Annotated in this window: 21 protein-coding genes; 11 read left to right on the top strand and 10 right to left on the bottom strand. The window is 43.0% G+C overall.

Translation table 11 applies throughout. The features are described 5' to 3' along the window. Positions 1–80: 80 nt before the first annotated feature. Positions 81–1,004 (bottom strand): esterase/lipase family protein, encoded by a 924-nt coding sequence (locus DLM75_RS04995; RefSeq protein ID WP_118967371.1) that lies wholly within the window; start codon positions 1,002–1,004, stop codon positions 81–83. A 407-nt stretch (positions 1,005–1,411) separates the two neighbouring features. Here DLM75_RS04995 and DLM75_RS04990 point away from each other — a divergent pair, with 407 nt between their 5' ends. The 4 genes from DLM75_RS04990 to DLM75_RS04975 all read left to right on the top strand — a co-directional run bounded on the left by DLM75_RS04990 (position 1,412) and on the right by DLM75_RS04975 (position 6,983). Then, on the top strand, positions 1,412–3,157 hold the full coding sequence (locus DLM75_RS04990) for an N-acyl-D-amino-acid deacylase family protein (RefSeq protein ID WP_118967994.1): 1,746 nt from the start codon (positions 1,412–1,414) through the stop codon (positions 3,155–3,157). Between the two features lie 66 nt (positions 3,158–3,223). Beyond that, on the top strand, positions 3,224–4,594 hold the full coding sequence (locus DLM75_RS04985; protein ID WP_118967370.1) for an MBL fold metallo-hydrolase RNA specificity domain-containing protein: 1,371 nt from the start codon (positions 3,224–3,226) through the stop codon (positions 4,592–4,594). Between the two features lies 1 nt (position 4,595). After that, complete coding sequence (locus DLM75_RS04980) at positions 4,596–6,098, top strand: thymidine phosphorylase family protein (protein WP_118967369.1); 1,503 nt, start codon at positions 4,596–4,598, stop codon at positions 6,096–6,098. Positions 6,099–6,107: 9 nt separating this feature from the next. Beyond that, entirely contained in the window at positions 6,108–6,983 is an 876-nt protein-coding gene (locus tag DLM75_RS04975) for a ribose-phosphate diphosphokinase (RefSeq protein ID WP_118967368.1), read from the top strand. Here the strand turns inward: DLM75_RS04975 and DLM75_RS04970 are convergent. Both DLM75_RS04970 and DLM75_RS04965 read right to left on the bottom strand, forming a co-directional pair. Next, entirely contained in the window at positions 6,980–9,532 is a 2,553-nt protein-coding gene (locus DLM75_RS04970) for a SpoIIE family protein phosphatase (protein WP_429945427.1), read from the bottom strand. The genes DLM75_RS04975 and DLM75_RS04970 overlap by 4 nt on opposite strands. A 261-nt stretch (positions 9,533–9,793) precedes the next feature. Beyond that, a complete protein-coding gene (locus DLM75_RS04965) occupies positions 9,794–11,179 on the bottom strand; it encodes an OmpA family protein (protein WP_118967366.1) in 1,386 nt (461 codons plus the stop codon). Positions 11,180–11,276: 97 nt separating this feature from the next. Between DLM75_RS04965 and cutA the strand changes: the two genes are divergently transcribed. From cutA to DLM75_RS04950, 3 genes are read left to right on the top strand one after another with little or no spacing between them, the layout of a single operon-like run. Further along, positions 11,277–11,597, top strand: coding sequence for a divalent-cation tolerance protein CutA (gene cutA / locus DLM75_RS04960; protein WP_118967365.1), 321 nt, complete (start codon positions 11,277–11,279; stop codon positions 11,595–11,597). Between the two features lie 25 nt (positions 11,598–11,622). Next, positions 11,623–12,456, top strand: a complete 834-nt coding sequence (locus DLM75_RS04955) for a patatin-like phospholipase family protein (protein ID WP_118967993.1) — start codon at positions 11,623–11,625, stop codon at positions 12,454–12,456. 6 nt (positions 12,457–12,462) lie between these two features. Then, on the top strand, positions 12,463–13,203 hold the full coding sequence (locus tag DLM75_RS04950; protein WP_118967364.1) for a GNAT family N-acetyltransferase: 741 nt from the start codon (positions 12,463–12,465) through the stop codon (positions 13,201–13,203). 221 nt (positions 13,204–13,424) lie between these two features. On the opposite strand, the gene DLM75_RS04945 is transcribed toward DLM75_RS04950, so the two are convergent. Next, complete coding sequence (locus tag DLM75_RS04945; protein ID WP_118967992.1) at positions 13,425–14,693, bottom strand: amidohydrolase family protein; 1,269 nt, start codon at positions 14,691–14,693, stop codon at positions 13,425–13,427. A gap of 147 nt (positions 14,694–14,840) precedes the next feature. Continuing rightward, positions 14,841–15,467, bottom strand: coding sequence for an LIC_10572 family protein (locus DLM75_RS04940; RefSeq protein WP_118967363.1), 627 nt, complete (start codon positions 15,465–15,467; stop codon positions 14,841–14,843). A 152-nt stretch (positions 15,468–15,619) separates the two neighbouring features. Here DLM75_RS04940 and DLM75_RS04935 point away from each other — a divergent pair, with 152 nt between their 5' ends. From DLM75_RS04935 to DLM75_RS04925, 3 genes are read left to right on the top strand one after another with little or no spacing between them, the layout of a single operon-like run. Beyond that, positions 15,620–16,909 carry a homoserine dehydrogenase gene (locus tag DLM75_RS04935; protein ID WP_118967362.1) on the top strand — a complete coding sequence of 430 codons (1,290 nt, stop codon included), beginning with the start codon at positions 15,620–15,622 and terminating at the stop codon, positions 16,907–16,909. Between the two features lie 32 nt (positions 16,910–16,941). Then, positions 16,942–17,244 carry a hypothetical protein gene (locus DLM75_RS04930; protein ID WP_118967361.1) on the top strand — a complete coding sequence of 101 codons (303 nt, stop codon included), beginning with the start codon at positions 16,942–16,944 and terminating at the stop codon, positions 17,242–17,244. A gap of 13 nt (positions 17,245–17,257) precedes the next feature. Then, positions 17,258–17,629, top strand: a complete 372-nt coding sequence (locus DLM75_RS04925) for an STAS domain-containing protein (RefSeq protein WP_069608659.1) — start codon at positions 17,258–17,260, stop codon at positions 17,627–17,629. Here DLM75_RS04925 and hflX read toward each other — a convergent pair. Continuing rightward, complete coding sequence (gene hflX / locus DLM75_RS04920; protein ID WP_241547855.1) at positions 17,590–19,347, bottom strand: GTPase HflX; 1,758 nt, start codon at positions 19,345–19,347, stop codon at positions 17,590–17,592. The genes DLM75_RS04925 and hflX overlap by 40 nt on opposite strands. Before the next feature lie 167 nt (positions 19,348–19,514). Between hflX and DLM75_RS04915 the strand changes: the two genes are divergently transcribed. Further along, positions 19,515–20,927 carry a HEAT repeat domain-containing protein gene (locus DLM75_RS04915; RefSeq protein ID WP_118967359.1) on the top strand — a complete coding sequence of 471 codons (1,413 nt, stop codon included), beginning with the start codon at positions 19,515–19,517 and terminating at the stop codon, positions 20,925–20,927. On the opposite strand, the gene DLM75_RS04910 is transcribed toward DLM75_RS04915, so the two are convergent. From DLM75_RS04910 to trpE, 4 genes are read right to left on the bottom strand one after another with little or no spacing between them, the layout of a single operon-like run. Beyond that, positions 20,916–21,329 (bottom strand): response regulator, encoded by a 414-nt coding sequence (locus DLM75_RS04910; protein WP_118967358.1) that lies wholly within the window; start codon positions 21,327–21,329, stop codon positions 20,916–20,918. The genes DLM75_RS04915 and DLM75_RS04910 overlap by 12 nt on opposite strands. Continuing rightward, positions 21,326–23,224 (bottom strand): ABC transporter ATP-binding protein, encoded by a 1,899-nt coding sequence (locus DLM75_RS04905; protein WP_118967357.1) that lies wholly within the window; start codon positions 23,222–23,224, stop codon positions 21,326–21,328. Before DLM75_RS04905 ends, DLM75_RS04910 begins: the two co-directional genes overlap by 4 nt. Continuing rightward, positions 23,221–23,799 carry an anthranilate synthase component II gene (locus DLM75_RS04900; protein WP_100786800.1) on the bottom strand — a complete coding sequence of 193 codons (579 nt, stop codon included), beginning with the start codon at positions 23,797–23,799 and terminating at the stop codon, positions 23,221–23,223. Before DLM75_RS04900 ends, DLM75_RS04905 begins: the two co-directional genes overlap by 4 nt. Then, positions 23,799–25,220, bottom strand: coding sequence for an anthranilate synthase component I (trpE, locus tag DLM75_RS04895; RefSeq protein ID WP_118967356.1), 1,422 nt, complete (start codon positions 25,218–25,220; stop codon positions 23,799–23,801). The genes DLM75_RS04900 and trpE overlap by 1 nt, the downstream gene beginning before the upstream one ends. Positions 25,221–25,249 lie beyond the last annotated feature (29 nt).

The following is a 25,249-nucleotide window of genomic DNA, read 5'->3' as shown; positions in this document are numbered from 1 at the left end:
TTCGGAGAAAAATTAAAAAAAAAGGACTCCGCGTCGAAACGCGGAATCCTATCTTGCACGGTTACTGGAATTTTAGGAAACTATTGATTCGCTTTGGCGTTGGAAGCCATTGCGAGGTAATATCCTTCTACGTCATACCAAGTTTGACCAGAAAGGAGTGTATTGGAAGCCTCGAGGTGATCGATACCAGTAGTGAGGATTCCATAAGAAGGTCCTCCCTTCCAAGTTCCCCATTTCTGAGAAGTCGCAGGAACGAGTCCGTCGTTTGCCCCACCTTGTCCGTTAAAAACTCCACCCGCCCAGCATGCTGGATAAAGAATTCCCATCAGTGGGTGTTGGATTAGATCAGGAACAGTGATGGTTGAACCGTAAGAATAGTATTTCACACCTGATTTATCAGGAGTATAACCGTTGAAGGTCGCCATTCCACTGGTAGTCAGAGAGTTCAAAGCCTTGATCGCGTCTTGTTGTCCGCCGCCGTAAACCAACTGAACTACAACTCCAAGAACTGCAGAAACGAAAGGTTTCGCCCAGCTTGGAATCACTGCGCTTACGATGTCAGCAATTGGACTTCCTCTGTGTGGAGAGTTCAATGTGGTCAGAGTGGAAATTTTTCCGGACATGCCCAAGTTGGAAATCATGTAACGGCTATCCAAACCACCTTGTGAGTGACCGAGAACGTGGACTTTACTAAATCCGTTAGCGGCCATATAGACGTTGATTTTGTCTCTTAATTCCGCGCCTCTTGTCTCGTTGGACTGAGCCGCCGTTTTAGTAGGAGCATAAACACTTGCGCCTTGATTTCTCAAGTAAGTGTCCATTCCACCCCAATAATTTACGATATTGATGACTCCACTGGAATCAGTTCCCCAACCGAATAAACCGTGGGAAAGTACGATCGGATACGAACCGGTTAACGGCTTAGAAGAAGACCCGCCGCCGGATGCCATTAAAGAACCCGTTAAAAGGAAACTCATTAGGATCAATAAGCTTAATTTGCGCATTTCAATTACCTCAATTCTCTTCACTATTATTTTTCTATTATTTAGTTTTCGCTTTTGGTCTTCTTCGCTTGTAGTGTTTGATACACCGAAGTAGGAGATTAAACCCTGGCAAATCTCTGTCAAGAGCATTCGCATAAAAAATATAACTTTTATATAATGAACATTAGTTCATTTAATTTTACGCGTTTGAGTCGTTTTATAATTTTCACACTTTCAAAATCAAGCGATAGAATGGCTCAATTCCTTAATTTAAGCGATTCTATCCATAACAAATGATATATTATTTCAATTTTATACTTAACTATAGAATTCCACAAAATTAAAATGTTTGACTAAAACTCAGGAACGCTTCCGATCCACTGGAAAAGCGCATCTAACGTACGCCTTTGGGGAGTTTATTTTTAAGAATGAAGACCTATGATTGGATTATAAAAAACGGCCTTTTTTTCGACGGAACGGGGGCTCCTCCTGCCATCCGGCACCTCGGAATTCGGGATGGAAAGCTGATTGAGATCAGCGATTCTCCTTTGAACGAAGAGGCTTCGGAAAAGGTTTGCGAAGCGCGAGGACATTGGGTCACTCCGGGTTTTATCGATTTTCACACACATTATGACGCGGAAATCGAAGCGGCGCCTTCTCTTTCGGAATCGCTTCGGCACGGGGTTACGACCGTCACGCTCGGAAGTTGTTCGTTGAGTCTCGCTCTGGGCACTCCTGAGGATTTGGCGGATATGTTCTCCCGAGTTGAGGCGATTCCCAGAGACCAAGTGCTTCCACTTTTACAAAAGAAAAAAACTTGGAATACTCTGAAAGAATACACGGATCATTTAAACCAATTACCCCTTGGACCGAATGTAACTTCCTTTGTTGGCCATTCTTCAATTCGCGCTTATGTTATGGGTCTAGAAAGGTCTTTGAGTAAAAACGTTAAACCGACTCAAGAAGAAATGAATCGGATGAAAGCCCTTCTTCAAGAAGGAATCGATGCGGGATATCTTGGTCTTTCGATCAATACGCTTCGCTGGGATAAAATGGATGGAACCCGTTTTCGAAGCAAACCCCTTCCCTCTACGTTTGCATCTTGGTCTGAATTCAGAAGTTTTAATCAGATTCTTAGAAAGAATGGAAAAATCTTTCAAGGTGTGCCTAACGTTTCCACCAAGGTTAATGTCCTTTTATTTTTCTGGGAAAGTATCGGGGTCTTTCGTAAAAAATTAAAAACGACGATCATTTCTTTGATGGATCCGAGATCGAATCGAACTCTTTATCTTCTCGTCGCCGGTCTTGCGCGCCTGATCAATCGATTCTTAGGCGCCGACTTTCGCTTTCAGGCATTGCCTGAAATTTTCGACCTTTATGCGGACGGAGTCGACGTTGTCGTCTTTGAAGAATTCGGAGCGGGGACGGCCGCGATACACCTCGCAGATCTCGTAGAACGAAAGAAATTACTTCTCGATAAAGGTTATCGAAAGTGGTTTCGAAAACAATGGACCAATTTTTTTCTTCCGAGAGTTTTTCACCGCGACTTCAATCAGGCAACCGTTGTGGAATGTCCGGATTCTTCTCTGATTGGTAAAACGTTTTATCAAATCTCGAAACAAAGAAAAGAACACGTCGTTGATACGTTTCTCAATCTCTGCGCGGAATATGGAAATGATATTCGTTGGTACACCGTCATCGCGAACGATAGACCGGGGCCTTTGAAATTCATCATCAGTCACCCGGACGTCCTCATTGGATTTTCTGATGCAGGCGCGCATCTTCGCGGGATGGCTCATTACAACTTTCCTCTTCGTATGTTAAGACTCGTGAACGATGCGATACGAGAAGGTAAACCGTTCTTAACTTTGGAAAAAGCGATCTGGAGATTGACCGGTGAAATTGCGGATTGGTTTGGAATCGACGCCGGACGTCTCCAAAAAGGTTCTCGCGCCGATATCGTAATCATAAACCCGGAAGGTCTGGATAACTCCGTGGAAGAAATTCACGAAGCTCCTCTGGAAGAATTAGGTGGGATCGTTCGTTTAGTTAGACGAAACGATAAAGCGGTCGATGCTGTTTTCGTAAACGGAATTCTCTGCGTTCAAAAAGGAAACGTTTTGGAAGATGTTGGAAAGAAACATGGGTTGGGAAAATTCTTATCAGCTCGATGATTTATATCAAGCTGATGTAAAAATATTCTGATTGTTTTTTTCCTTTTCGCAAGCGTTCCTTAAGAAATGAGTTCACCCGTTCAAATTCATTTCTTAGGCGCTTCCGGAACAGTCACCGGTTCCAAGTATCTGATCGACACAGGCAAAACCAAAATCCTCGTCGACTGCGGACTTTTCCAGGGCCTCAAAGAACTCAGACTTCTAAATTGGAGCACACTTCCCGTAAATGCATCCGAAATCGACTGGGTTCTACTCTCACATGGTCACCTCGATCATACAGGTTATATCCCGAGACTCGTCAAACAAGGGTTTCGCGGTAAAATTCTCGGGAGCGCTCCCACTCTTGAAATCACGGAAATTATTTTAAAAGATTCCGGTAAAATTCAAGAGGAAGAAGCTGACCGAGCCAATAGAGGCGGTTATTCAAAGCACAAACCTGCAGTTCCTTTATACGATCTTAAAGAGGCAACGGCTTCTCTTACCTATCTTCATTCTTCCGAATTGGATCATTGGAAGGATTTGGGTGAAGGTGTTCGTGCTAGATTTCAATACAACGGACACATTCTCGGTGCCACCTTCATCGAGATGGAGATTTTCGGGAAGTTATTCGTTTTTTCGGGAGACATCGGAAGACCGGAAGACTTTCTTTTGTATCCTCCACACAAACCTAAAAAAGCGGATTATCTTTTTATCGAAAGTACTTACGGCAACAGAATTCATCCTAAAAATCCGGAAGAGCAATTAACAAAAATATTAAACGAAACTCTGGAAAGAAAAGGAACCGTGATCATGCCGAGCTTTGCCGTAGAAAGAGCGCAAAGTCTGATGTATCTTCTTTGGAAATTAAAATCCGAATCTAAAATTCCGGACGTTCCAATGATCATGGATAGTCCGATGGGAAGAAACGTTTTCGAAGTGTTTCAAACACATACGAAATGGCACAAACTTTCTCCAGTTGAATGTTCCCAAATTTGGGATTCCTTTCGTAAAACGGAGTCGATGAAAGAAACACAACAATTCGCCGAAGATCGTTCTCCTAAAATCGTGATCGCAGGAAGCGGAATGGCGACCGGCGGACGGGTTCTTACCTATCTTCAAAATTATTTGGAAGATTCGAATTCCACGGTTCTATTGTGCGGTTTTCAAGCCGCAGGTACGAGAGGAAGACAACTACAAGAAGGAAATCATGAAATTAAAATCTACGGCAAATTCTACAAAGTTAAGGCGCAGGTTCAGTTGATAGAAGGCCTTTCTTCTCACGCCGATCAAATTGAAATCATAGATTGGTTGAGCGCATTGGAAAACAAACCGATAGAAACCTTTATCGTTCACGGAGAAAAAGGCGCGTCCGACGCGCTGAGAGTGAAGTTAGCTGATCATTTCAATTGGAAATGCAACGTGCCCAATTTATTCGATATCATAGAGTTGGAATTATAGGATGCAACAAAGGACTGAAACTCTTTATCTCAAAAATTTAGGAATAGATACAAATCAGGAATATGTCGTCTTTTTAAGAAGAGATTGTCCGGCTTGTAAATCGGAAGGTTTTGTCGCTCTCAATCGTATCGAAGTTACGGTCGGAAACAAAACGATCATCGCCTCTTTAAATATCATCGAAAATAAGATTCTCCAAAAAGGGGAAGTCGGACTTTCGGAAAGCGCTTGGAAAGCGGTCAAAGCGAAAGAAGGAGACGAAGTGCGACTCGCACATTTACAACCGGTTCAATCGATGCACGACGTTCGCTCCAAGATGTACGAGAATCGTTTGAACGAAGCGGCGTTTCACAGAATCATTCAGGATATTAAGGATGAAAAATATTCGAATATCGAAATCGCTTCGTTTATAACGGCCTGTTCCGGAGATCATCTGAATCTCGAAGAAATCAAATCTCTCACTAAAGCGATGATTAACGCCGGCTCCATTCTGAAATGGAATAGCAGAGTGGTGGTCGACAAACACTGCGTAGGCGGCCTTCCCGGTAACAGGACGACGCCGATCGTTGTTTCGATTGTCGCCGCGGCGGGACTTACGATCCCAAAAACTTCTTCCAGGGCGATTACTTCCCCTGCCGGGACGGCGGATACAATGGAAACGGTGACGACGGTAAATCTTACTTTGAACAAGATGAAATCCGTAGTCGAACAGGAAGGAGGATGTATCGCTTGGGGAGGATCGATCGGTTTAAGTCCCGCAGACGATATTCTCATTCGTGTGGAACGCGCGTTGGAGGTTGATAGCGTCGGACAAATGATTGCTTCCGTTCTTTCCAAAAAGGCGGCGGCCGGATCGACGCACGTCGTGATCGACATCCCCGTTGGAAAAACGGCGAAGATCCGTACAGAAGAAGATGCTGAAAAATTAAAATACTATTTCACTGTTGTCGGCAAGTCGGTCGGGTTAAAAGTAAGAGTGATTATATCCGACGGATCTCAACCGATCGGAAGGGGAATCGGTCCTTCACTCGAAATCCAAGATTGTATTTCCGTTCTCAAAAATGAAACAGAAGCTCCTCAAGATTTAAAAGAAAGAGCTCTTTTTATGGCAGGATCTATATTAGAATTTTCTGATTTATTTAAAAGACAAAACGGACTTCAACTCGCAAGGGAAATTTTAGAATCCGGTAAAGCTTGGAACAAGTTCGAAGCGATTTGTAACGCGCAGGGCGAGTTCAAACAACCTAAGAAAGCGGAGTTTCATATAGAAGTTCGCTCTGAGAGGGCCGGCGTGATAAGCGAAATTGACAATCGAAGAATCGCCAAAATTGCGAGACTCGCGGGTGCTCCGAGTTCCCCTTCGGCAGGAGTTCATTTCCTTTCACCGATCGGAAAGAAAGTAGAAAATGGAGAATTACTCTATACCATTCACGCAGAGTCCAGCGGAGAATTGGAATACGCCGCCGACTATTTAAAAACGCAAAAAGACATCATTACGATACTTTAAATTACCGATATGAAACAACTTTTATTTTCTTTTCCTGAAAACGATTCCTTGGCTAAATCAGTTTCGCTCCTTTCCGGCATCGGGATCGGCGAAGTTCAATTTGGAAATTATCCCGATGGAGAATCTCATTGCAGAATCCTTGAAGACGTCAATGGTTCGGAAGTTCATATAATATGCTCCCTTAATCAACCGGATTCTAAAATTCTTTCGTTGATCTTTTTTTGCGAGACCGCAAAATCTTTAGGCGCCGCAAAAATCCACCTCATAGCGCCTTATCTTTGTTATATGAGACAGGACAAAGTATTTCAAAGCGGGGAAGGTATTACCGCCAAGTATTTCGCTAATTTGATCTCTAAATACGCGGATTCCTTGCTTACTATTGATCCTCACCTTCATAGGATCAAAGACTTGAAGGAAGTCTACACTATCTCAGCCAAGTCGCTCCATGCAACTTCTCTCATAGCCGATTATATTCAAAAAGAAATTAATAACCCCGCTTTAATCGGGCCGGATGCGGAAAGTAGCCAATGGGTAAAGGAAGTCGCCGAACTTTCCAAGTCTCCTTATACGGTCCTTGAAAAAATAAGAAGGGGGGATCGAGACGTGGAAGTAAGCGTTCCTCATTTGGAAAAATACAGGGACTGTACGCCCGTATTGATAGACGACATCATATCAACGGGAAAAACCTTACTCGAAACGATCGGTCATCTAAAGGTAGCGGGAATGAAACCGGCGATTTGCATCGGCGTTCACGGAATTTTCGCCGATGACGCTTACGAAGAATTGATGAAGTCCGGGATTGAACTCTGTGCTACGACGAATACGATCCAACATATGAGCAATCAGATCGACGTAAGCAAGTTGTTAAGCGACAATCTTTTTTAACCGTTTCTATGATCCGGGACAGGTCGACTAAGTTGAATTCTTATCCTTTTTGCATGAGAATTGGCCGGATCCAGTTTATCCACTTTTTCTAAAAGCTGAATCGTTGTTTCCCGTTTATGGATGAAAAGATAAGATTCGGCGAGGTGAGCAACGTTGTTAAGAAATTCCGGTTCCCGGAGCATTACCCTTTCTCCGAGTTCCACTGCCTGACGATATCGATTGAACCTTTTGTATATCAAGGAAGCTAAGAACATATTTTCAATGTCTTCCGGAAACTCGGAAATGAGTTCTTCGAAAATCACCAAGGCTTCCTCGTATTTTTCAGTTTTATAATATACTTTCGCTAATTCTTTCTTAAAAGCGGGAGGCAAACGATCGTCGGCGTTTTTTCTCTTTAAATTTTCAAGATAAGAAACCGCCTGCTCCCAATTTTCCGTTTCCAAATACTTGAAATAAGATTCGTCCGGAAACGTTTCCGAATTCAAATTACCAGAGGATTGAAATCGGAACGGTTCTTTCAAATAGGAGAATTTAAGCACACTCAAATCGTCCGTGAGTTCTCCGAAATTTCGTAAGGATTGCACAAGAAGTCCTAAATCTCCTCTCGATTCTTCGATCCGCTTTAAAAATTGTGATTCGTCTTCGTTTATCAATCTGGTTCCGTCGGAATCAATACCCAATAATAAATCGTCTCTCCCGTCGGACCCGATAAAAATAGAATCTCCTTTTTCCAAAAAAAACGTTTTAACCTTCATCTTACTTTCTAAACCAGTGATTCCTATTTTACGAAGTTCTAATTTATCTTCGATAAACGAGGCGACACCGTCTCGGTAAAGAACAGTCCACGGATGTTCCGCGTTTAAAAAGTAGAGGATTCCCGATTCTAAATCCACCAAACCGAGGACAACAGAAACAAGCATGGAACCGTCGAAAGATTCGAATATATTCTGAAGTTCGGAAAAACAATCTTTGAGCCAGACTTCGGGCGGCTTTGATTTATAGGAAGAAACGCTCTTCGTTCTGGATAAGAACGAGCGAAATACGACCCCTAAAACCAAGGCGCCTCCCGCACCTTGGATGGATTTTCCCATCGCATCTCCGTTTACAAAGACTAGATACTTTCGATCCTTTAAAATCATCTCGTCGGCTATAATGATATCTCCGCCGATTTCCTTTTTCCACTGCTTAAACTCGAAATGTTTTTTCTGACGACTATAACCTTCCAAAATGAGATAGTCGTTCCGGACATGATGTCGATTTAACGGATCCAATAAAAGAGAAGTGAGAAAATAATCTCCGTCCTGTTGAACTTTCAATTCTTGAATTTGACTAAGTGTATCCTGTAACTGTCCCGTTCTTTCCTTTACCTTCTGATCGAGATCCCGATTCAATTCTTCCACTTCATTGTGAACTCTTAAAAAACGATTCGCCAAAATAAAAACGATGCCAAGTTCGAATGTAAAGAATCCGTATTTTAGAAGTCCATAATTTTCTAACATAGGAATAAGTTGCATGGAACCGATCAAATCTGCCACAGCGGAAACGATCAGAATGATAAAACCGGCAAAAAGACGAACCGAATCCTGGTTTTTTCGAATCAAAGCTCGAAACATGATAAATAGAGAATAAAATACGAATACAAAAATTGAGAACTGCCAGATCTGAAGAAGAATTACGCAGACGATCCTACTTGAGAACGGGATCAGGGACGTGAGAGCCATCGCAAAATATTGATAAAACCGAGAAACAGAACTGATCTTCGATTCAAAAAAGGAATCCAAAAACAATAAAAAGAATGTGGGTATGTTGAAGACGATCATATATTCAAGCTTCATCTGCAAAAAAGGGTCCAAGTTCAGCTCGTAAACCGAATTGCTTCGAAGATAAATATATGCAGAAAGTAGAATAGAGAAAAGCCCGAAGAAAAGATTGTATTTTTCTTGAGGACGTTTGAAATAAAAAAGAAAATGATAAAAGCCGACGAAAAGATAGAGAAATAAAAGCATCAGAGTCGAACGCTCCGAAAGAATCGCGGCGTTTCGAGACTGAAGGTCTAAAAGCGACGGGGTAGAATCAAAGCTCGCATACGCATCTAACTCCTCGCCGGGATCTGCAGAAAGCACAACTCTGATCTCATTGCTTCCGGGGCGTATCCGATCCTCCGGAATGTTCAAGATCACGTGTCTCCTAAATCCGTTTTTTATAATTCTTCCACCCGCAATGAGTCCCCCTTCTCCCACCTTATTTCCGTTAAAGAAAACTTCGTAGACATTCGTTAAAAGAGGTAGATGGACCGAAATACCGTCCGTATTGAGTTCCTCAATTTCCGCGTTGGAAACTTCGATCTTTTTAAGAAGAGTTACGGTATGAACGGAATTCTCAGGAAAAGTAAAACTACGAAGAAGTTCTTTTGGGATCGGAAGTGAGTCCAATTTTATCCAGATTGGATCTTGTTCCGAAATGCCTACGTTCCTGCCGACGGAAAGCTTCCAGTCTTTTGTAAGAACCGTTGGAAACGCAAAAAGCTCGGTCGATGCGAATAACAAAATTGATAAGAGAAATCGGTAATGTAGGAATACTTTTCTTTTTGTAAGACCGTTATTCACGCTTTGTTTCCACCAAAGCGTCTTAGATAACCTTTAATTCAGATTTTGCAAGAACTAATAGGCCCGAACTTAGGAGAATTTTAAAACTCCGCTTTCGGAATTAATTCGATAAATAATTTACTAAAATCCGCAATTCGTATCCTTTTTGTTAGCTGGCGTTCAAACTTCATTTTTCCACTTCTTGAATAATAGCAAAGAGAAAATTCATTCCATAACGATAGTGATGTCCACGCGGCGATTTTTTTGTCTACCTTGAGTTGTCGTATTATCGGCGATAGGTTTACTCTTTCCGTAGCCTTCGTAGGACATTCTTTTTTCTTCGAGTTTCTGTTTGTCTCTGAGTTCTTTTAATACGGAGAGAGCTCTTTCTCTGGAAAGTTTGCGGTTGTATTCTTCTCCGCCTGAATTATCAGTATGTCCGCTGATTCGAATTTCACGATCACCGTATTTTTTTAATACGGAAGCGATCTTTTCTAATTCCTGTTTTGCCTCGTCCTTAAGTTCGGAACTGTTGTAGTCGAACAAAACGGAGTTCAAAGAAATTGCAATTCCCTCTTCCGTTCTTCGAATTTCGACCGGAGGTCCGGAGGGCTTTTCATTTTGAGGACGAGCGTGATTCTCTTCCTCTTCCGGCCAATTTAAACTTTCGCGACCGTGCGGGCGTTTTGGATTCTTAGCCGATTCCTTTCCTTGTTCGATTCCGGTAGGAAGTTCGCCGCGGAGAATGTTTCTGATCTCTTCAGCGAACTTATCCTTATCGTTATCCGTAAGCTTCACATCCTTTCGATAAATTCCGTGAATATCGAAAGACATCTCTTGAGCCAATCCGTTTTGATAAACGAAAGTGTAAGCGAGTTGAACTCTTTTGTATTGTGGAAGCCCCAGGTTACGATCAAAGTAAACCATTCCTCTAGCGAATCCGTAAATTTTAAGCGGAACTCCTTCCTGGCCCATTTGAGAATCATAATAAAGAGTATAATTGTATTCTATACGATCGGCCGTGCCTGAAAGTTTTTGGAACTGCCACTGATCGAGACCGTGATACTTATACTTTGCGAGAACCGTGATCATTACTCTTCCACCCGGAAATTGAAAACTTTCCGTCGCGGGTTGTGTCCATTCTTCTCCGATTGCAACAGGCTTATCCGAAAAACTTGGAAGCGATCGAAGATTCGGCATACTGAATTCTTGAGGGACTTTGTATTGCCCGATCTCAGTGATTTGAAATTGACTCTTATACGTCTTATCTTTTCGAAACGCTGGATCCACTTCGGGAAAACGACTGTAAGTATCAAAGAATCCGTCCAAAAGACAAGATTGTTTTTCGCAAGATAACGTTTCTAAAAGGATTCGATTCTTATCCTCCCTTCTGATTTTCCTTCCCTGACTTACCAACTGAACTCTATGATATTCGTTCAGCTCTACGGTTTCACCGGGAACGAGCTTCCAGAGAAAGAGGATTTTCTCCGATTCTTCCGAAGAAAGGGGAGTTAGAATCATCAAAAGGAAAAGAAGAATAGGGGAATGAGAACGAAGAAGGAATTTCTTGCCGACGATTCCGAGATTGAAAATTTCGAATAGTTCCTTCATACTTATAGTTTCGTAAGAATTCCGTAAAACATGAGAAAAGACCAAAAAACTCTCTGAAAAAAAGTAGAATTCTGACGAAAAATAAAAATAGAATTCTATGGAACTTAGGCTCGTCTACATTACCGCGAAGAATGAAAAAGAAGCTCTCAAGATCGGAAAGACTCTTGTAGAAGAAAGATTGGCCGCCTGTGCAAACATTCTCCCGAAAATAAAGTCCGTCTATCATTGGGAAGAAAAGTTGGTCGTAGACAATGAGTCGATTCTTATATTAAAAACAAAAAGCGAATTAATGACGGAATTGACTCTCAGAGTAAAATCCTTACACAGCTACTCGATCCCTTGCGTGGTAAGTCTTCCGTTATTGGAAGGGAATCGTGACTACTTCAACTGGGTGTTAGGAGAAATTATTCCCGATTAAATAAACATTCTAATAATATAATATGATTCAAATACACGTTAAACAAAAATTCACGGCTCTAACTTTTAATTCCGCCTTTTTCGGTTTTTATGCACACGCCGGTTTTGCGAAGGGTTTGTCCGAAATCGGATTTCATCCTTCTAAGATTACCGGATGTAGTTCGGGAGCACTGATCGGATCCTTGGTCGCCGCCGGAGTTCCTGCCGAAGAAATGACGAACTTGATTCTAAGTTTAAAGAAAAAGGATTTTTGGGAAGGGAATCTCTTAACGAATTTTGTCAAACCGATCCGAAAAGGTCTTAAAAATTATTCGGGTATCCTTTCCGGTAAAAAAATTAGGGACTTATTAAAACCCTATTTAGGTCATAAAAAAATCGAAGACCTTCCCATTCCGATGGGAGTTTCCGTTTCAAATATTACGAAACAAATCCGAGAACTCAAAACCAAAGGAGATCTGATCGACCAAATTCTCGCGTCGATGACCTTTCCATTTCTATTCGAAATACAAAAGTTAGGCGAGGAAGAATTTATCGACGGAGGTGTTGCTGACCAGGAACCGATCAAAGAATTGATTCTAGACAAATCCATTCGTAAAATCGTAGTTCACAGCGTGAGAACAAAAAAGGGACATTCGGAAAAGGCGATGCTTCGCGCTTTCCATTCTTCCGTTCAGATTATAGAAAATGAGACAAGAGAATTGAAAGAGATGTTAGCTAAACATCATAAAAAGAAAATTTTAAGAATCGAGACTGTAACACCTTATATCGACGCGAATCAACTCAAACATGGAAAGGAAGCGCTCGAAGAAGGAAGAAAGAACGCTCATCACTGGAAGAAAAAAATTCTTTCCGCTTCGTAAATAAGAATGAATCCGGACGTGCATGAAATTACAAAAAATTATACGGATCTACACAGAGTTCTTTCCGAACTTACCGGATCTCCGATTTTAGATCGTACAAATTTCGTTTTTTATTCCAATGCGGATTCGGATTGGCTTACAAGGATCGTATTGAAAGAATCTCTTTCTCCGATTTCCCTTGAAGAAGAGATCCTCGAACTGAGAAAACAAGGTTATCGTTCGGATGTCTTAGACTTTTTGACTTCGAGAACCCATGAAAAAAATCTTAAAAAACTCGGATACAAAGGTTATGAGGAACAATTGGGAATGTATTTAACGGGAGATCCGATTCCATTCAAAAAAAATGATTTAGATAGTGATTTAATTATTAGAAAAATAGAAACCGCCGACGAACTAAAAATATGGCTTCAAATCGTGAACGCCTCCTTTGAATCGAATGATCGTGAAAACCTGTATCTAAAACTGCTGAATCAGAGCGCTTTCCGTATCTTCGGCGGCTTTTTAGGTCAGACTATGGTCGCAACGGGGATGACTTTTTTTAACGGAACTTCCTTCGGGCTGTATTCGATTACGACCGATTCACGAAAAAGAGGATTTGGATACGCCTCCATTTTGGTAGAAAGTATCTTAGAAGAACTTAGAAAAGAACATTCACATATTATTATATTACATGCAACTAAAATGGGAAAGGGAATCTACGAGAAATTCGGTTTTCAAAAGGCAATGCTTCATCGTCATTGGAGCTAAAAATTTCGCACTTCTATAAAGAGAAAAAGCGTCCGATAAACCCCGTGGGAAGTACGACGATCCACAGTTAATCCTGCGCGCCCCCACCCTGAATGGGTGGAGGAGGTGGGCCCGCGGGAACCAATTGCGAAATCGATCTTTATCACAAAAATTGCCTTCGAACAAGAAAAAATCTTTTTCTAGAATCCCGTCGGAAGTACGACAGAATTACAATCTTCGATTTATCGTATCAATTTCCCCATAAAATAGACCGCTTCGATCGATCCGGGAAAGGTAAAGTTTTCAAATGGAGACCATCCAGACTTACTTTTGATCTCTTCTTTTCGAAAGGTTTTCGGTTTTTTCAAATTCAAGATCGTAAAGTTCGCGGCATAACCGCTTTCGATTTTTCCAAAACCTTTTCCGTATTTTTCAGGTAAATATTCGTTCACGAATTCTCCGGGATTCTTAGCACAAATTCTTGCGATCGTTTTTAAATCGATCCCGGCTTCTAAAATCATCCACGTTACAAAAAGTGAATATGTATCCAACTGAGAAATTCCGCTGGTCCCTTTTTGTTTTTCTTCGACACTGTGAGGAGCGTGGTCGGTCGCCAAATAATCGATCCAGCCTTCCTTTACACCTTGCAACATTCTTTCCCTATCTTCTTTTCCGCGGAGAGGTGGATTCATCTGAAACCATTTCCGATTTTCGTCGTTTAACATCGATTTGTCGAAAAATAAATGTGTGGGAGTCACTTCACAAGTGAGCTTCAAACCTTTCTTTTTTGCAGTTTTGATTTTTTCCAGACCGTCTCCGGTAGAATAATGACAGAGTTTTCCTCGGAGATTGTATTTTTCGATCAAATACAAAGCAAAGTCGGTCGCCATCGTTTCCGCTTCCGGCGGGCGTCTATCTTCGTGCAAAGATTCATCCTGATGTTTTTCCAAAATTTCAGGATCTTCACAATGAAAACTTATATTCTCGCCTTCGTAATTTCGAATCGTTTCTTCCAAGGCCTGATTGTTATGAAAGAACAATTCTCCGATGCTCGGACCCATAAACACTTTATAAGGAACGGAATATTTTAGCGGTCTTGTATCCGGCCCGATCCCTGCGTACAACGTTATGTGAATCGGAGATTTATCCGCGAGTTTTCTTTTTTTGGAATAACTTTCTTCATCGACGGGAGGAATCGGATTGTTCGGCATATCGGCGACATGAATCACTCCTCCGTTGATCGCGGCCGCGCTCGCGGAGAGAAAATCCTCTTTGTAAGTATGTTTTCCACTCTCATCTTCCCTTGCATGAATGTGAATATCTCCGAATCCGGGAAAGATCACAATTTCATCCGGATCAAACCATGCCTCGTCCTTTCTCTTTTCCTCGGGAACATCCAATTCCAAACCCACAAGAACCGATCGGATCAATCCGGTGGAAGAATCCCATTCCACCGTTCCGTGGAAATCCTGTTCGTGCGTTACGATTCTTCCGGATATTTTTTTGATCATCGAGGCTTCCTGTCTTACTGGATTCTTTTTTTGGATTTGTTTTTCGAAAGGAGGGTTTTCGAAATTTAGAACGTTGAGTGGAATGCAGATTCTTTTATCCGAAAGAGAAGAGATCATTCTCCCCTCTTCCGGATTCTTACGATCGTTTTACTTTACGCAAATCACGTTATACTTCATCGTTCCAAGGCTACTTGTGTCCGTTCCATCTTTGAAATTTACGGAATAGTAATAACCGGAATCTCCTTCAGGACTGGAAGACCAAAAGACTCCGGCGTTTCTCAACTTAGAATCCGCTCTTTTGCTAAAATTCTTAAGTTGATCTTTGCCCGGCAAACGTTTCGACCTTTCATCGCAGATTTCCTTTGCTTCCGCCCAGGTTACGGATTTTTGGAAGGAGTCATCCCAACCTCGTTTACCGTAGACGGGAGTTTTTGTGTGATAATTCTCGCAAATGAAATAACTAAAGATTCCTAAAAGTACGATGCTTCCAGTTAGGATCGCACCCGCTAAGTATCGTCCCCCTTCTCTCGGGGCTCTTACTTTCGGAGGATTTTTTTCCATCGCCATTTCTTGGCTCTTTCGATGGAACTCTTGGTTTCTCTGAAAATTCTTTCCTTGTTGCTGGCGTTGTTGATGAGAATGTCTTCGATTCCCTTCTCTGGACTCATTACCGCCTCGGTTGGAATCTGCGTTTTCCCGATTCTTCTCATTCCCTCCCGAACCTTTCTGGTTTGAATTATGTTTCTTTCTGGGAGGCCTTCTTTTGTTTGCCATTTGGACCTGTGTTTTTGGATTTAAAAACTTATCTTTGATTCGTACCAGAGAAATGAAATGTTGTAAATTAAAATTTCAATCCTTCCCGGAACGTTCGCTTTTCCCATGAAAATGGAGTGAATCTTCCCTGCAAATTTCGAAGATGGTAATCCATGGAACGCATTCGAATCGGATTGATTGGAGCGGGGACCGTAGGATCAGGGGTTCTCGAGATTCTCAAAAATGAAAGCGCCGCATATCGCGAGAAATACGGCCTAGATCTGATTCTCACCTCGGTCTCAACCCGAACTCCCGATAAAATCAAAAAAGAATTACTCAATTTTCCCAATTGCAAATTAGAATCCGACTTTAAAAAAATCGTTTCCGATCCCGAGATCGATTTGGTCTTAGAACTCGTTGGCGGAACCGATGTCGCTTATACGATCGTGAGCGAGGCTTTGAAGAACGGAAAAACTGTAATCACCGCAAACAAAGCGCTTCTTTCTCAAAGAGGAGACGAACTTTTCTCTCTCGCTCAGGAAAGAGGATTGGAAATCGGTATGGAAGCTTCCGTCGCCGGAGCGATTCCGGTCATTCGTTCCATCAAGACGGGACTCGGCTCCGATTCTTTCCTTTCTCTTTATGGAATCTTAAACGGAACTACGAATTTCATTCTCTCCAAGATGGAATTGGAACATCTGGATTATTCCGAAGCTCTTCAGATCGCACAAGAACTCGGCTTTGCGGAAAAAGATCCAACCTTTGACGTGGAAGGAATCGATACCGCGCATAAAATTAGCATATTAGGAAGTTTAGCGTTCTCGCAAAAAATTCCTTTACAGAGCGTTCAAATCGAAGGTATAACAAAGATTAGTGGGTTGGATATTCAATTTGCCGGCGAACTCGGTTATAGAATCAAACTCCTAGGATTGGTTCGAAAGATTGCGGATCAATTGGAAGCAAGAGTGCAACCGGTGATGATTCCCGTAAAACATCCGTTCGCGAATATCATGAACGAGATGAACGCGATCTATTATCAGACCGCTTATGCGGGTCCTGGAATGTTCGTTGGAAAGGGAGCCGGGTCCTTACCGACCGCTTCCTCGGTTGTTTCCGATATTCTCTATTACGGAGCGAGAAGAAACAAAGGTTTGGCTCCGGAGAAGAATTTATTTCCACCGGCCAGCGTCTCCGAGGCCAACGGCTCTTTGGTAAGATATTATCTGCGATTTACGACCGTCGATCTTCCGGGGGTTCTTTCTGAAATTTCGAAAGTTTTGGGAGATCACGGAGTCTCTATCTCTTCAGTAAGGCAAAACGAAGTGGAAAAAGAACCCGTCGAAGTTGTTGTTATAACACATCCGGCAACCGAAGAGAATATAAAGAAATCATTGAAGATCATCGATAGCCTTTCTTTGATCCGCCACGCTTCGGTTGCGATTCGATTAGAGGATAAACTCTAAAAATTCGGCGGATGCGATGGAAAGATTTCACTTTGTCTTTGCATTTTGAGGAGAATGGGGGACATCTGGACTTATTCCTGGATCCCGGCGAGGAACAAGAACTCCTGACTTTCGGTTCTTCCCAAGAGAATCTGAATGCTTTTCTAAATGGTTGCGTTGTAGAATTTGAAAAAAAACGTTCTCATAGAAGGGAGTATCTGGAATACGAAGGTTCGATTCCCCAAAGAGGAAGAATCGAAATTGTGTTGAGAGGGAAGTATCGAGTCGATGAGCTTCAAACAAGCGAGAAAGTCCGACTGAAATATAGAGAAGGGAAACTTTATCCGGAGCGATAAAATAGGAATTTTCATGGCGAGAGTAGAATTCGATTCATTGTATATTGAGACGACCAAATCCAGTCTTCCAAATAAGGAAGTGTTGCTCGTTGTATTCAACGGTAAGGTGACCAACTCCAATTCTTTCGAGATTTCCCGTAAGATACACTTTATCTTCGAAGAAGAAGTCTATAATATCATTTTAGACCTTTCCGGTCTGGAATACATCAACAGCGTGGGAGTCGCAACGATTTTGACCTTGATCAAAACCGTGGATCAACATTCCGGAAAAATCGTGATCGGAGGACTCAATCATTTCCTCGAAAACGTAATTCGTTTGATGGAACTTCCGAAAAAAGTCGAAATTTACAACTCCGTAGAAGAAGCTAAAAAAGCTTTTTCGTAGATTCGTTCTTCCAAAAGATCCAAAAGCGTTTTTAAACCCCATCCTTGATAAGCGGATACCAAAACAGTGTCCGCATGAAAATCGATTCCTAAATCTTCCTTTAAGTCCGCGATCGCTTCCAAGCCGGGCCCGTGATTCAGAGAATTCTTTGTAGTCTTTTTGAATTCGCTGGAATATCCTTCTTGCAAAGCGAGATTTTTGAATTTTTCCAGATTATCGATCTTGTTAAAAACCTGAATCATCGGTATATGAGAAAGATCTAATTCTTCTAAGATTTTTTCCACGGCTTCCATCTGCAGTTTGTAATCCGGATTGGAAATATCGACAACGTGCACGAGAAGATCGGAATCGCCCAATTCTTCTAGAGTGGCTTTGAACGCATTGGACAACTCGGGTGGAAGATCGTGAATAAACCCGACCGTATCCGAAATGATGATTTCCCTTTCTTCGGGGAACCGGATTCTTCTCGTCGTCGGATCCAGAGTCGCAAACAATTTGTTTTCGGAGAGAACTTCGCTGTTCGTCAAAGCATTGAGTAACGTCGATTTTCCGGCGTTCGTATAACCCACGATGCCGACCACGGGAAGTTCGTTTTTCTTTCTCTGACGTCGATTGATTTCCCTTCTCTTTTTGAGGGATTTGAGTTCGACTTCGAGTCTCGTGATTCTTTCTTCCACTCTTCGTTTTCCGATTTCGAGTTTGGTTTCTCCCGGCCCTCTTCCTCCGATTCCACCGGTGAGTCTCGACATGTTATCGTCGAGTTCGGTGAGTCTTCCTTTGAGATATTTGAGCTGTGCGAGTTCGACTTGTAGTTTACCGTCTCTGCTCTTCGCGTTTCTGGCAAAGATATCGAGAATGAGTTGGGTACGATCGATCACTTTGATATCCGCGATATCCGAAATTTTTTTCGCCTGAGAAGGTGTGAGTTCGAGGTCGAAGACGAGAAGTTCTACGTGTTTTTGAATCGCCTTTAAAATGATTTCTTCCAGTTTTCCTTTTCCCAAAACGGTGGACGGATCCAAACGATTCTTTTTCTGAATAAACGTATCGACGACGTGCACTTCAGCGGTTCTACAGAGTTCTTTCAATTCTTCCATGGAAAGAGAAGGATGTCTTCCGATGTTTCGCTCCGGATAAACTCCAACCAAAAACGCTCGGTTTTCTTTTTGCGCGTCTTTGAGATTTTTTCTAAAACGGGAAAGCTGAGATTCGATCTCCAAAATTTCTTCGTGAATCCCTTCCTTGAGTTGTCCGGGATATTGTTTCGGAAGGACGGTCCAGAGTTCTTCCTCCGATTCCGGATTGAAGTGTGCGGAGAAATAACCGTTCGGATTTCCGGAAGAATCGATCGTTACCGCGGTAATGTAATCCAAACGTAAAAGCGCCAAGTCGGTTAAATCTTCTTGGTTGAGCGGTTCTCCTTTCAAATGAGTGTGAACCAGCCGAAGACCACGCAACCTCGCCTCGGAAGTCCGAAGACGATCCAAAAAGGGAATTTCAATCGAAGTATCGGATCCGACTAACACGTGCGTAACGTAACCGGATCGATCGATCAGAATTCCGATTTGTTTGCCGATTTCTAATGATAATTCGCAGAGAGTGCGTGAAATTTCTTGACTAATGATTACATCTTCCCGGATTCTTTTCTCGGAAATTTTTTTCAGTCTTTGAATTTGGTTGGATTTGAGGCCGTTGAGATTACCGCTGAGCTTGCTAATAAAGAAATTCTCCCTATGGCTAAAACTTAGCAGGTTCCTCGTCTTCCGTCAAGCATTCCGGTTAAAGGAAATCATGCTTGTCACGGAAAAAAACAGGAAAAAGCTGAAAAATCGGACGAACTTATAAATAGCATCTTAGCAAAAATTTGACCATTCAAAGGTAACCGATGTCCTTATATTCTAAACTTAAAAAGTATTTTCTCTTGGTTCTCGTATTCGGCATTTTGAGTTCCGTAGTAAATGCGGATTCCGGAAATCGACTTCAAGAAGAATCCAAACTTCCGAAAACGGTGGATGCACCGGAGGAATCGGCGACAGGAACCGGAGAATCGTCCGATGGAAATTCATCCAGCGGTCTGAATGTGGACGATCCCAGAAATCTTACGGAAGAATCCGACGGAGTTTCCTCTTACGAAAGAAGAAAAAGAAAGGACCTTACGCCGAAAGAAAGACAGGAAATCGACTATGATCTTTCTCTCAAAAAAGGGATTCTGATCGTATTTCGCGCGGAAGCGGAAAAGCGGTATAAAACACTGGATCGTATGGCCCTTACTCATCCGATTCCGAGAGTTCGTGCGGCCGCCGTTTTAGCGTTAGGAAGAATGGGGCGAGGCGGCGTAAAAACTCTCCACCACGTGATCGAAAGAGACGGAGAAGCGGTAAGACAAGCCGCCTATAAGGCGTTAGCCGATATTGGCTCCCCCTCTTCTCTGGATTATTTTTTTAGGGGAATCAAGTCGAACGATCCGGATATTCAGTTCTCTTCTTGGAGAGGAATGGGAAAAACAAAGGATCCTTCCGCTAGGGACGCACTCATCCGCCAAGGAATCCGTTCCACGAGAACCGAAATCGTAAAAGCTTCGCTTTTGGGTCTGGCGGCGTTTCAAGTGAACGACGACCTCAAATTATTCAAAACGTATCTGGATTCGGAAGATCCGGACTTGCAAAAAACCGCGATCGAAGCGCTGGGAATTCATAAAACGAGAGCTTCTTTAAAAATTTTAGAACAAACCTTGGAAACAAAGCCCGAATTAGTGAAGAATATCGTGGAAGCGATCGGACAAAACACAAGCCTCTACGGAACGTTCTCCTTTATTCGGATATTGGAAAACTCCACTTCGGAGGAATTGAATCAGAGAATTTTGGCGCAACTCTATCTTCGTAAAGCGTTCTCTCAATTCGGAACGGTACAAGTGGAAGGCGGTTACGCACAGGAGAATCCGTATCCAACTTCCCGCAGACTTCGTAATCTAACGTTAGGCGAAGTAGGAAAGATCCTAAAGAAAAGCGATCGTCGATTTATCCAAAAAGTTGGCGATAAATTCGTGGAAGATCATTACTACTTACTTCTTTTAGAATCTAAAAATCCGGAAAGTTACTATGAAACGGTTCAGTCCTGGGTATTCGGTCCTTTTCTGAAAATGAGAACGATCCTTGCTTCTCCGAGAGAGAAAAAAGGGAAAAGATACAAACGGAAACCGACTACGTTTACTCCGGCTTCCGATATGGAAGAGACCGACCCCGCAAGTCCGTCTAACGCGGATCAAACGCCGGAAAGCGGTTCTCCTTCAGAGAATTGATTCGTAAGGAATTTTCTTTTTCAACAAAGTAGGAAGGAAAACCACGTTTCCTTCCTTCAGAGGAACCTTCGGGACCATCCATCCGATTCCCGCAAATCCGGGAAGAATCGAACTGGAAAGAAACATAACTCCCGGAAAATCAAAACCCGTGGTAGCGATGATTTTGTTTCCCTGATAACCATCCTTGTGAATCTTGCGAATCATCCAAAGACCCGAAGTCTGGGTTTCCATCGTGATATCCGTCACGATCGTATGAAATCGATTCTTATCCTGAGAATAGATTTCCCAACCTTGCGCCGCATCCACAGCGCGAACGGTTTCAAATCCGTTTTTTTCAAACCAAACCTTGAGATTGTTCGCATAGCGGTCGTTATCGTCTACGATCAAAACGATCTTTTTCATGGTAACACTCCGTTATTCGCCGCAAATTGATTGTCCGAAAGTTTTCGATAGATTCCGTTTTGTTCATAGAGAGAATTGTGATCCCCTTCTTCCACGATCTTTCCGTTATCCATCACGATGATTCTCGGAATGTCTTTGATCGTGGAAAGCCTATGCGCGATCACAAACGTTGTACGATTCGCATACAAACGTCGAAGTGCATCGCTTACAAGACGTTCCGATTCCACGTCCAACGCGGAAGTGGCTTCGTCCAAGATCATAATTTCGGGGTCGCGTAATAGCGCTCGAGCGATCACGAGTCTTTGTCTCTGACCGCCGGAAAGATTGAGACCCCGAACTCCAAGAATGCTATCGTATCCGTTGTCCATCTTTTTGATAAAGTCGTGGGCGTGTGCAAGTCGTGCCGCGCGGATCACGTCTTTGCGAGTCGCTCCCGGTTTTCCATAGGCGATATTATCCGCAACGGATCCGTGGAATAAAAATATATCCTGAGTTACGATCCCGATCTTTTTTCGAAGATCCCCGAGACTGATATCTCGAATATCGGTTCCGTCGAATTCGATCGAACCCGAGGTCGGATCAAAGAAGCGCGGAAGTAAGTCCATGAGTGTAGACTTTCCACAACCGCTCGCTCCGATAAGCGCGATCGTTTCACCCTTTTTCACCTTGAGATTGATGTCTTTGAGAACTGCCGTGTTTGTTCCGGGATAGGAGAAGAATAGACTTTTAAATTCGATGCTCGTTGCGAGAGGTGGCGCGGAAATTTTACTTTCTTCGCTGTGGTCTTCCGTCTCCAAATCGATGATTTCGAAAATTCGTTTTCCGGAAGCGATCGCCTGCGTGATCTTTCCGACCATCTGCGAAAGCTGAGTCAACGGCCTCAAGAGAAAAAGCAACGTTAGGAGAAACGCCATAAATTCTCCCTGAGTGAATCTTCCGTTGTAGATGAGACTCGCACCCGCGGCAAAAAAACCGAGAACTACGATCGAGGAGGTCAACTCGACAAGAGAGGGCGCGATCTGAAGATAAAATTGACCTTTGAAGTTTCTTCGATAAACGTTGTGATTGATTTTCCCGAATTTTCCTTGTTCGTAACTTTCCGTGTTAAAAACTCGGATCACCTTGATTCCGGAAATCATCTCTTGGATGTTTGCGTTGAGGTCCGCCATTTTTTCCTGGGAACGCATCGTGGACTTCGTGATCTTTCTCGTAAACAAAGTTACGGGAAGAATGATCACTGGCACAGTGAGACAGGCGACTATGAGCAGTTCCGTATTTAAATATAATAAAACCATTAAGTGAGTGATCACGTAAAAGAAGTTGATCGTCGCGTCGCGGAAGTTGCTCGAGATCACGGCGGCCACGACTTCCACGTCGTTGATGATTCTACTCATCATCATCCCGGTTTTTTCTTTGAAGAAGTAAGTGAGAGGAAGAAGTTGATTCTTCTCGAACAATTCTTGTCGAATGTCCCGAACTGCTTTGTATCCGGCCGTTGCGATACAGAAAACGGATAAAAGATACGTGATCAACTTCAAAAGATAGAGCGGCATCACGATGATACAAATCGCCCAAACGACTTCCTTCGGTTCGAGGCCTTTGGTTCTTCCGTTGATCCATTCCTTTACGTCGATCAAAAGGAGTTTAGTCCTTTCCAACCCGTCAAGAGACTCATCTCCAAAAACCTTCTCTTTGAGAAGGATTCTTTGTTCCGGCAACGTTAGTTGCAACTGAAAACGGGTTTGTTTGTCGTTGCCCAAAGAATCAAAAAGAGGAATGAATGCGGTGAGTGAAACGGCGTTGAGGATCGCCGTCAAAAGCGCAAATACGATTCCCAAAGAGAATCGATACTTGTAATGTACGGAGTAAGACAAAAGCCTGAAAAAAAGCTTCATAACTCCTGAACGATTGAGGAAAAATTTCTGACCAGATCCAAACCCGCGCTGGTCATAATGGATTCCGGATGAAACTGAACTCCGTAGAGATGTTTTTTTGTTTTGTGACGAACTCCCATGATCACCCCATCCGGAGTTTTCGAAGCCACTTCCAATTCCGCCGGCATACTTTCCGGTTGAATGACAAGAGAATGATAACGAGTCGCCACAAAAGGAGAAGGAATTCCTTTATAGATATCTCGTCCATCGTGTTCGATGAGAGAAACCTTTCCGTGCATGATCGAAGGAGCGGAAACGATCTTTCCTCCGTGAACAAGACCGATCGCTTGGTGTCCGAGACAAACTCCGAAAATGGGAACCTTGCCTCCGAGTTCACGGATCACATCGAGACAAACCTTTGAATCTTCGGGACGTCCCGGACCCGGAGAAAGAATGATTCCCTTGGGTGCGAGTTCGTTGATTTCGTTTAACGAAATTCTATCGTTACGAAACACTTCCACGTTGTTTCCGATCTGGCAAAAATACTGATAGAGATTGTATGTGAATGAATCGTAATTATCGATCAGGAGAAGCATTATTTCCATTCTCCTTTGAGTCCGTTTCTGGCGAACTCGACCGCTTTTAAGAGAGCGGCCATTTTGTTTTTCGTTTCTTCCAATTCCAACTCGGCGACGGAATCGTAAACGACACCGCCTCCCGCTTGGAGAAACGCGTTGTCTCCGTAAAAAACGATCGTACGAATGATGATCGCGAGGTCGCTTTCTCCGGAAAAGGAAATATAACCGAGCGCGCCCGAATAGATCGCACGTCTCGTGGTTTCCAGTTCGTCGATGATTTCCATGGCGCGGATCTTAGGGGCTCCGGAAACGGTTCCCGCCGGTAGCGTAGCGCGGATCAGATCGTAAACCGTTTTTTCCTCGTCCAATTCCCCCGAACACTGACTTACGATGTGCATAACGTGGGAATATTTTTCGATCACTTTAAAATCGCTGACACGAACGCTTCCCGGTTTACATACACGGCCGAGGTCGTTTCGTCCGAGATCCACGAGCATAATGTGTTCCGCGATTTCTTTCGGATCGGAAAGAAGGTTGTCTTCTAAAAATTTATCTTCGTTCGCATTCTTTCCACGCGGACGAGTTCCCGCAATCGGACGAAGAAAGGTCTGATTCCCCGCATAACGAACCATGATTTCTGGAGAACTGCCCACGATCGTGATTTCTCCGAGACGGAGGTAATACATATAAGGGCTTGGGTTTACGGTCCGTAAACCGCGATAGATTTGAAACGGAGAAACTTCCGGTTTAAACTGAACCTTACGAGAAGGGACAACTTGAAAAATATCTCCGGCTTTGATATATTCCTTGGCGCGCTCCACGTTCTTCTTATATTCTTCATCCGGAATATTCGGATTTAATTGAAGAGTTCCGGAAACCGTTTTCGGTTTTTTGATTTCGTCAGGAACGATTCCGTTTCTGATTTCGTCCTCGATCGTGTCGATTTTTTTCAACACGGCATCGTAACATTCCTTAAGACTGGAGTGTTCCCCGATTCTCGCGTTGACAACGATTCTTAAAACATGATCGATATGATCGACTACGAGAAGTTCGTCGTAGATCGCAAAATAACAATCGGGTGCATTCTCGTCGTCGGGTTTTGTATCCGGAATCGATTCGTAGTAACGAACCGCGGAAAAGGATAAGAATCCTACGGCGCCTCCCGCAAAAGGAGGAAGACGATAATCTTGAACATAGACGTCGTCTCCGAGTAAATTCTCCAGGAGAACCAAAGGATCGTATGTGATGATTTCCGTTTCCGGTTCGTTGCCGATGGAAATATAAAAGAGTCCGTTCTTCCCTTGCAAAAGACGAGAAGGTGATTTTCCTAAAAAGGAATTCCTTCCCAATTTTTCTCCTCCTTCCACCGATTCAAGGAGGAAGGAATTTTTCGAAGATTCGCAACCCCATTTTGCGAATAGAGAAACCGGGGTCTCCATATCCAGAAAGATCTGTTTGAAGACCGGGA

It is taken from the genome of Leptospira stimsonii (genome assembly GCF_003545885.1).
GTDB classification, from domain to species: Bacteria; Spirochaetota; Leptospiria; order Leptospirales; family Leptospiraceae; genus Leptospira; species Leptospira stimsonii.
The sequence above is the reverse complement of the archived record's forward strand: the minus strand, read 5'-3'. Positions and strand labels throughout refer to the sequence as shown.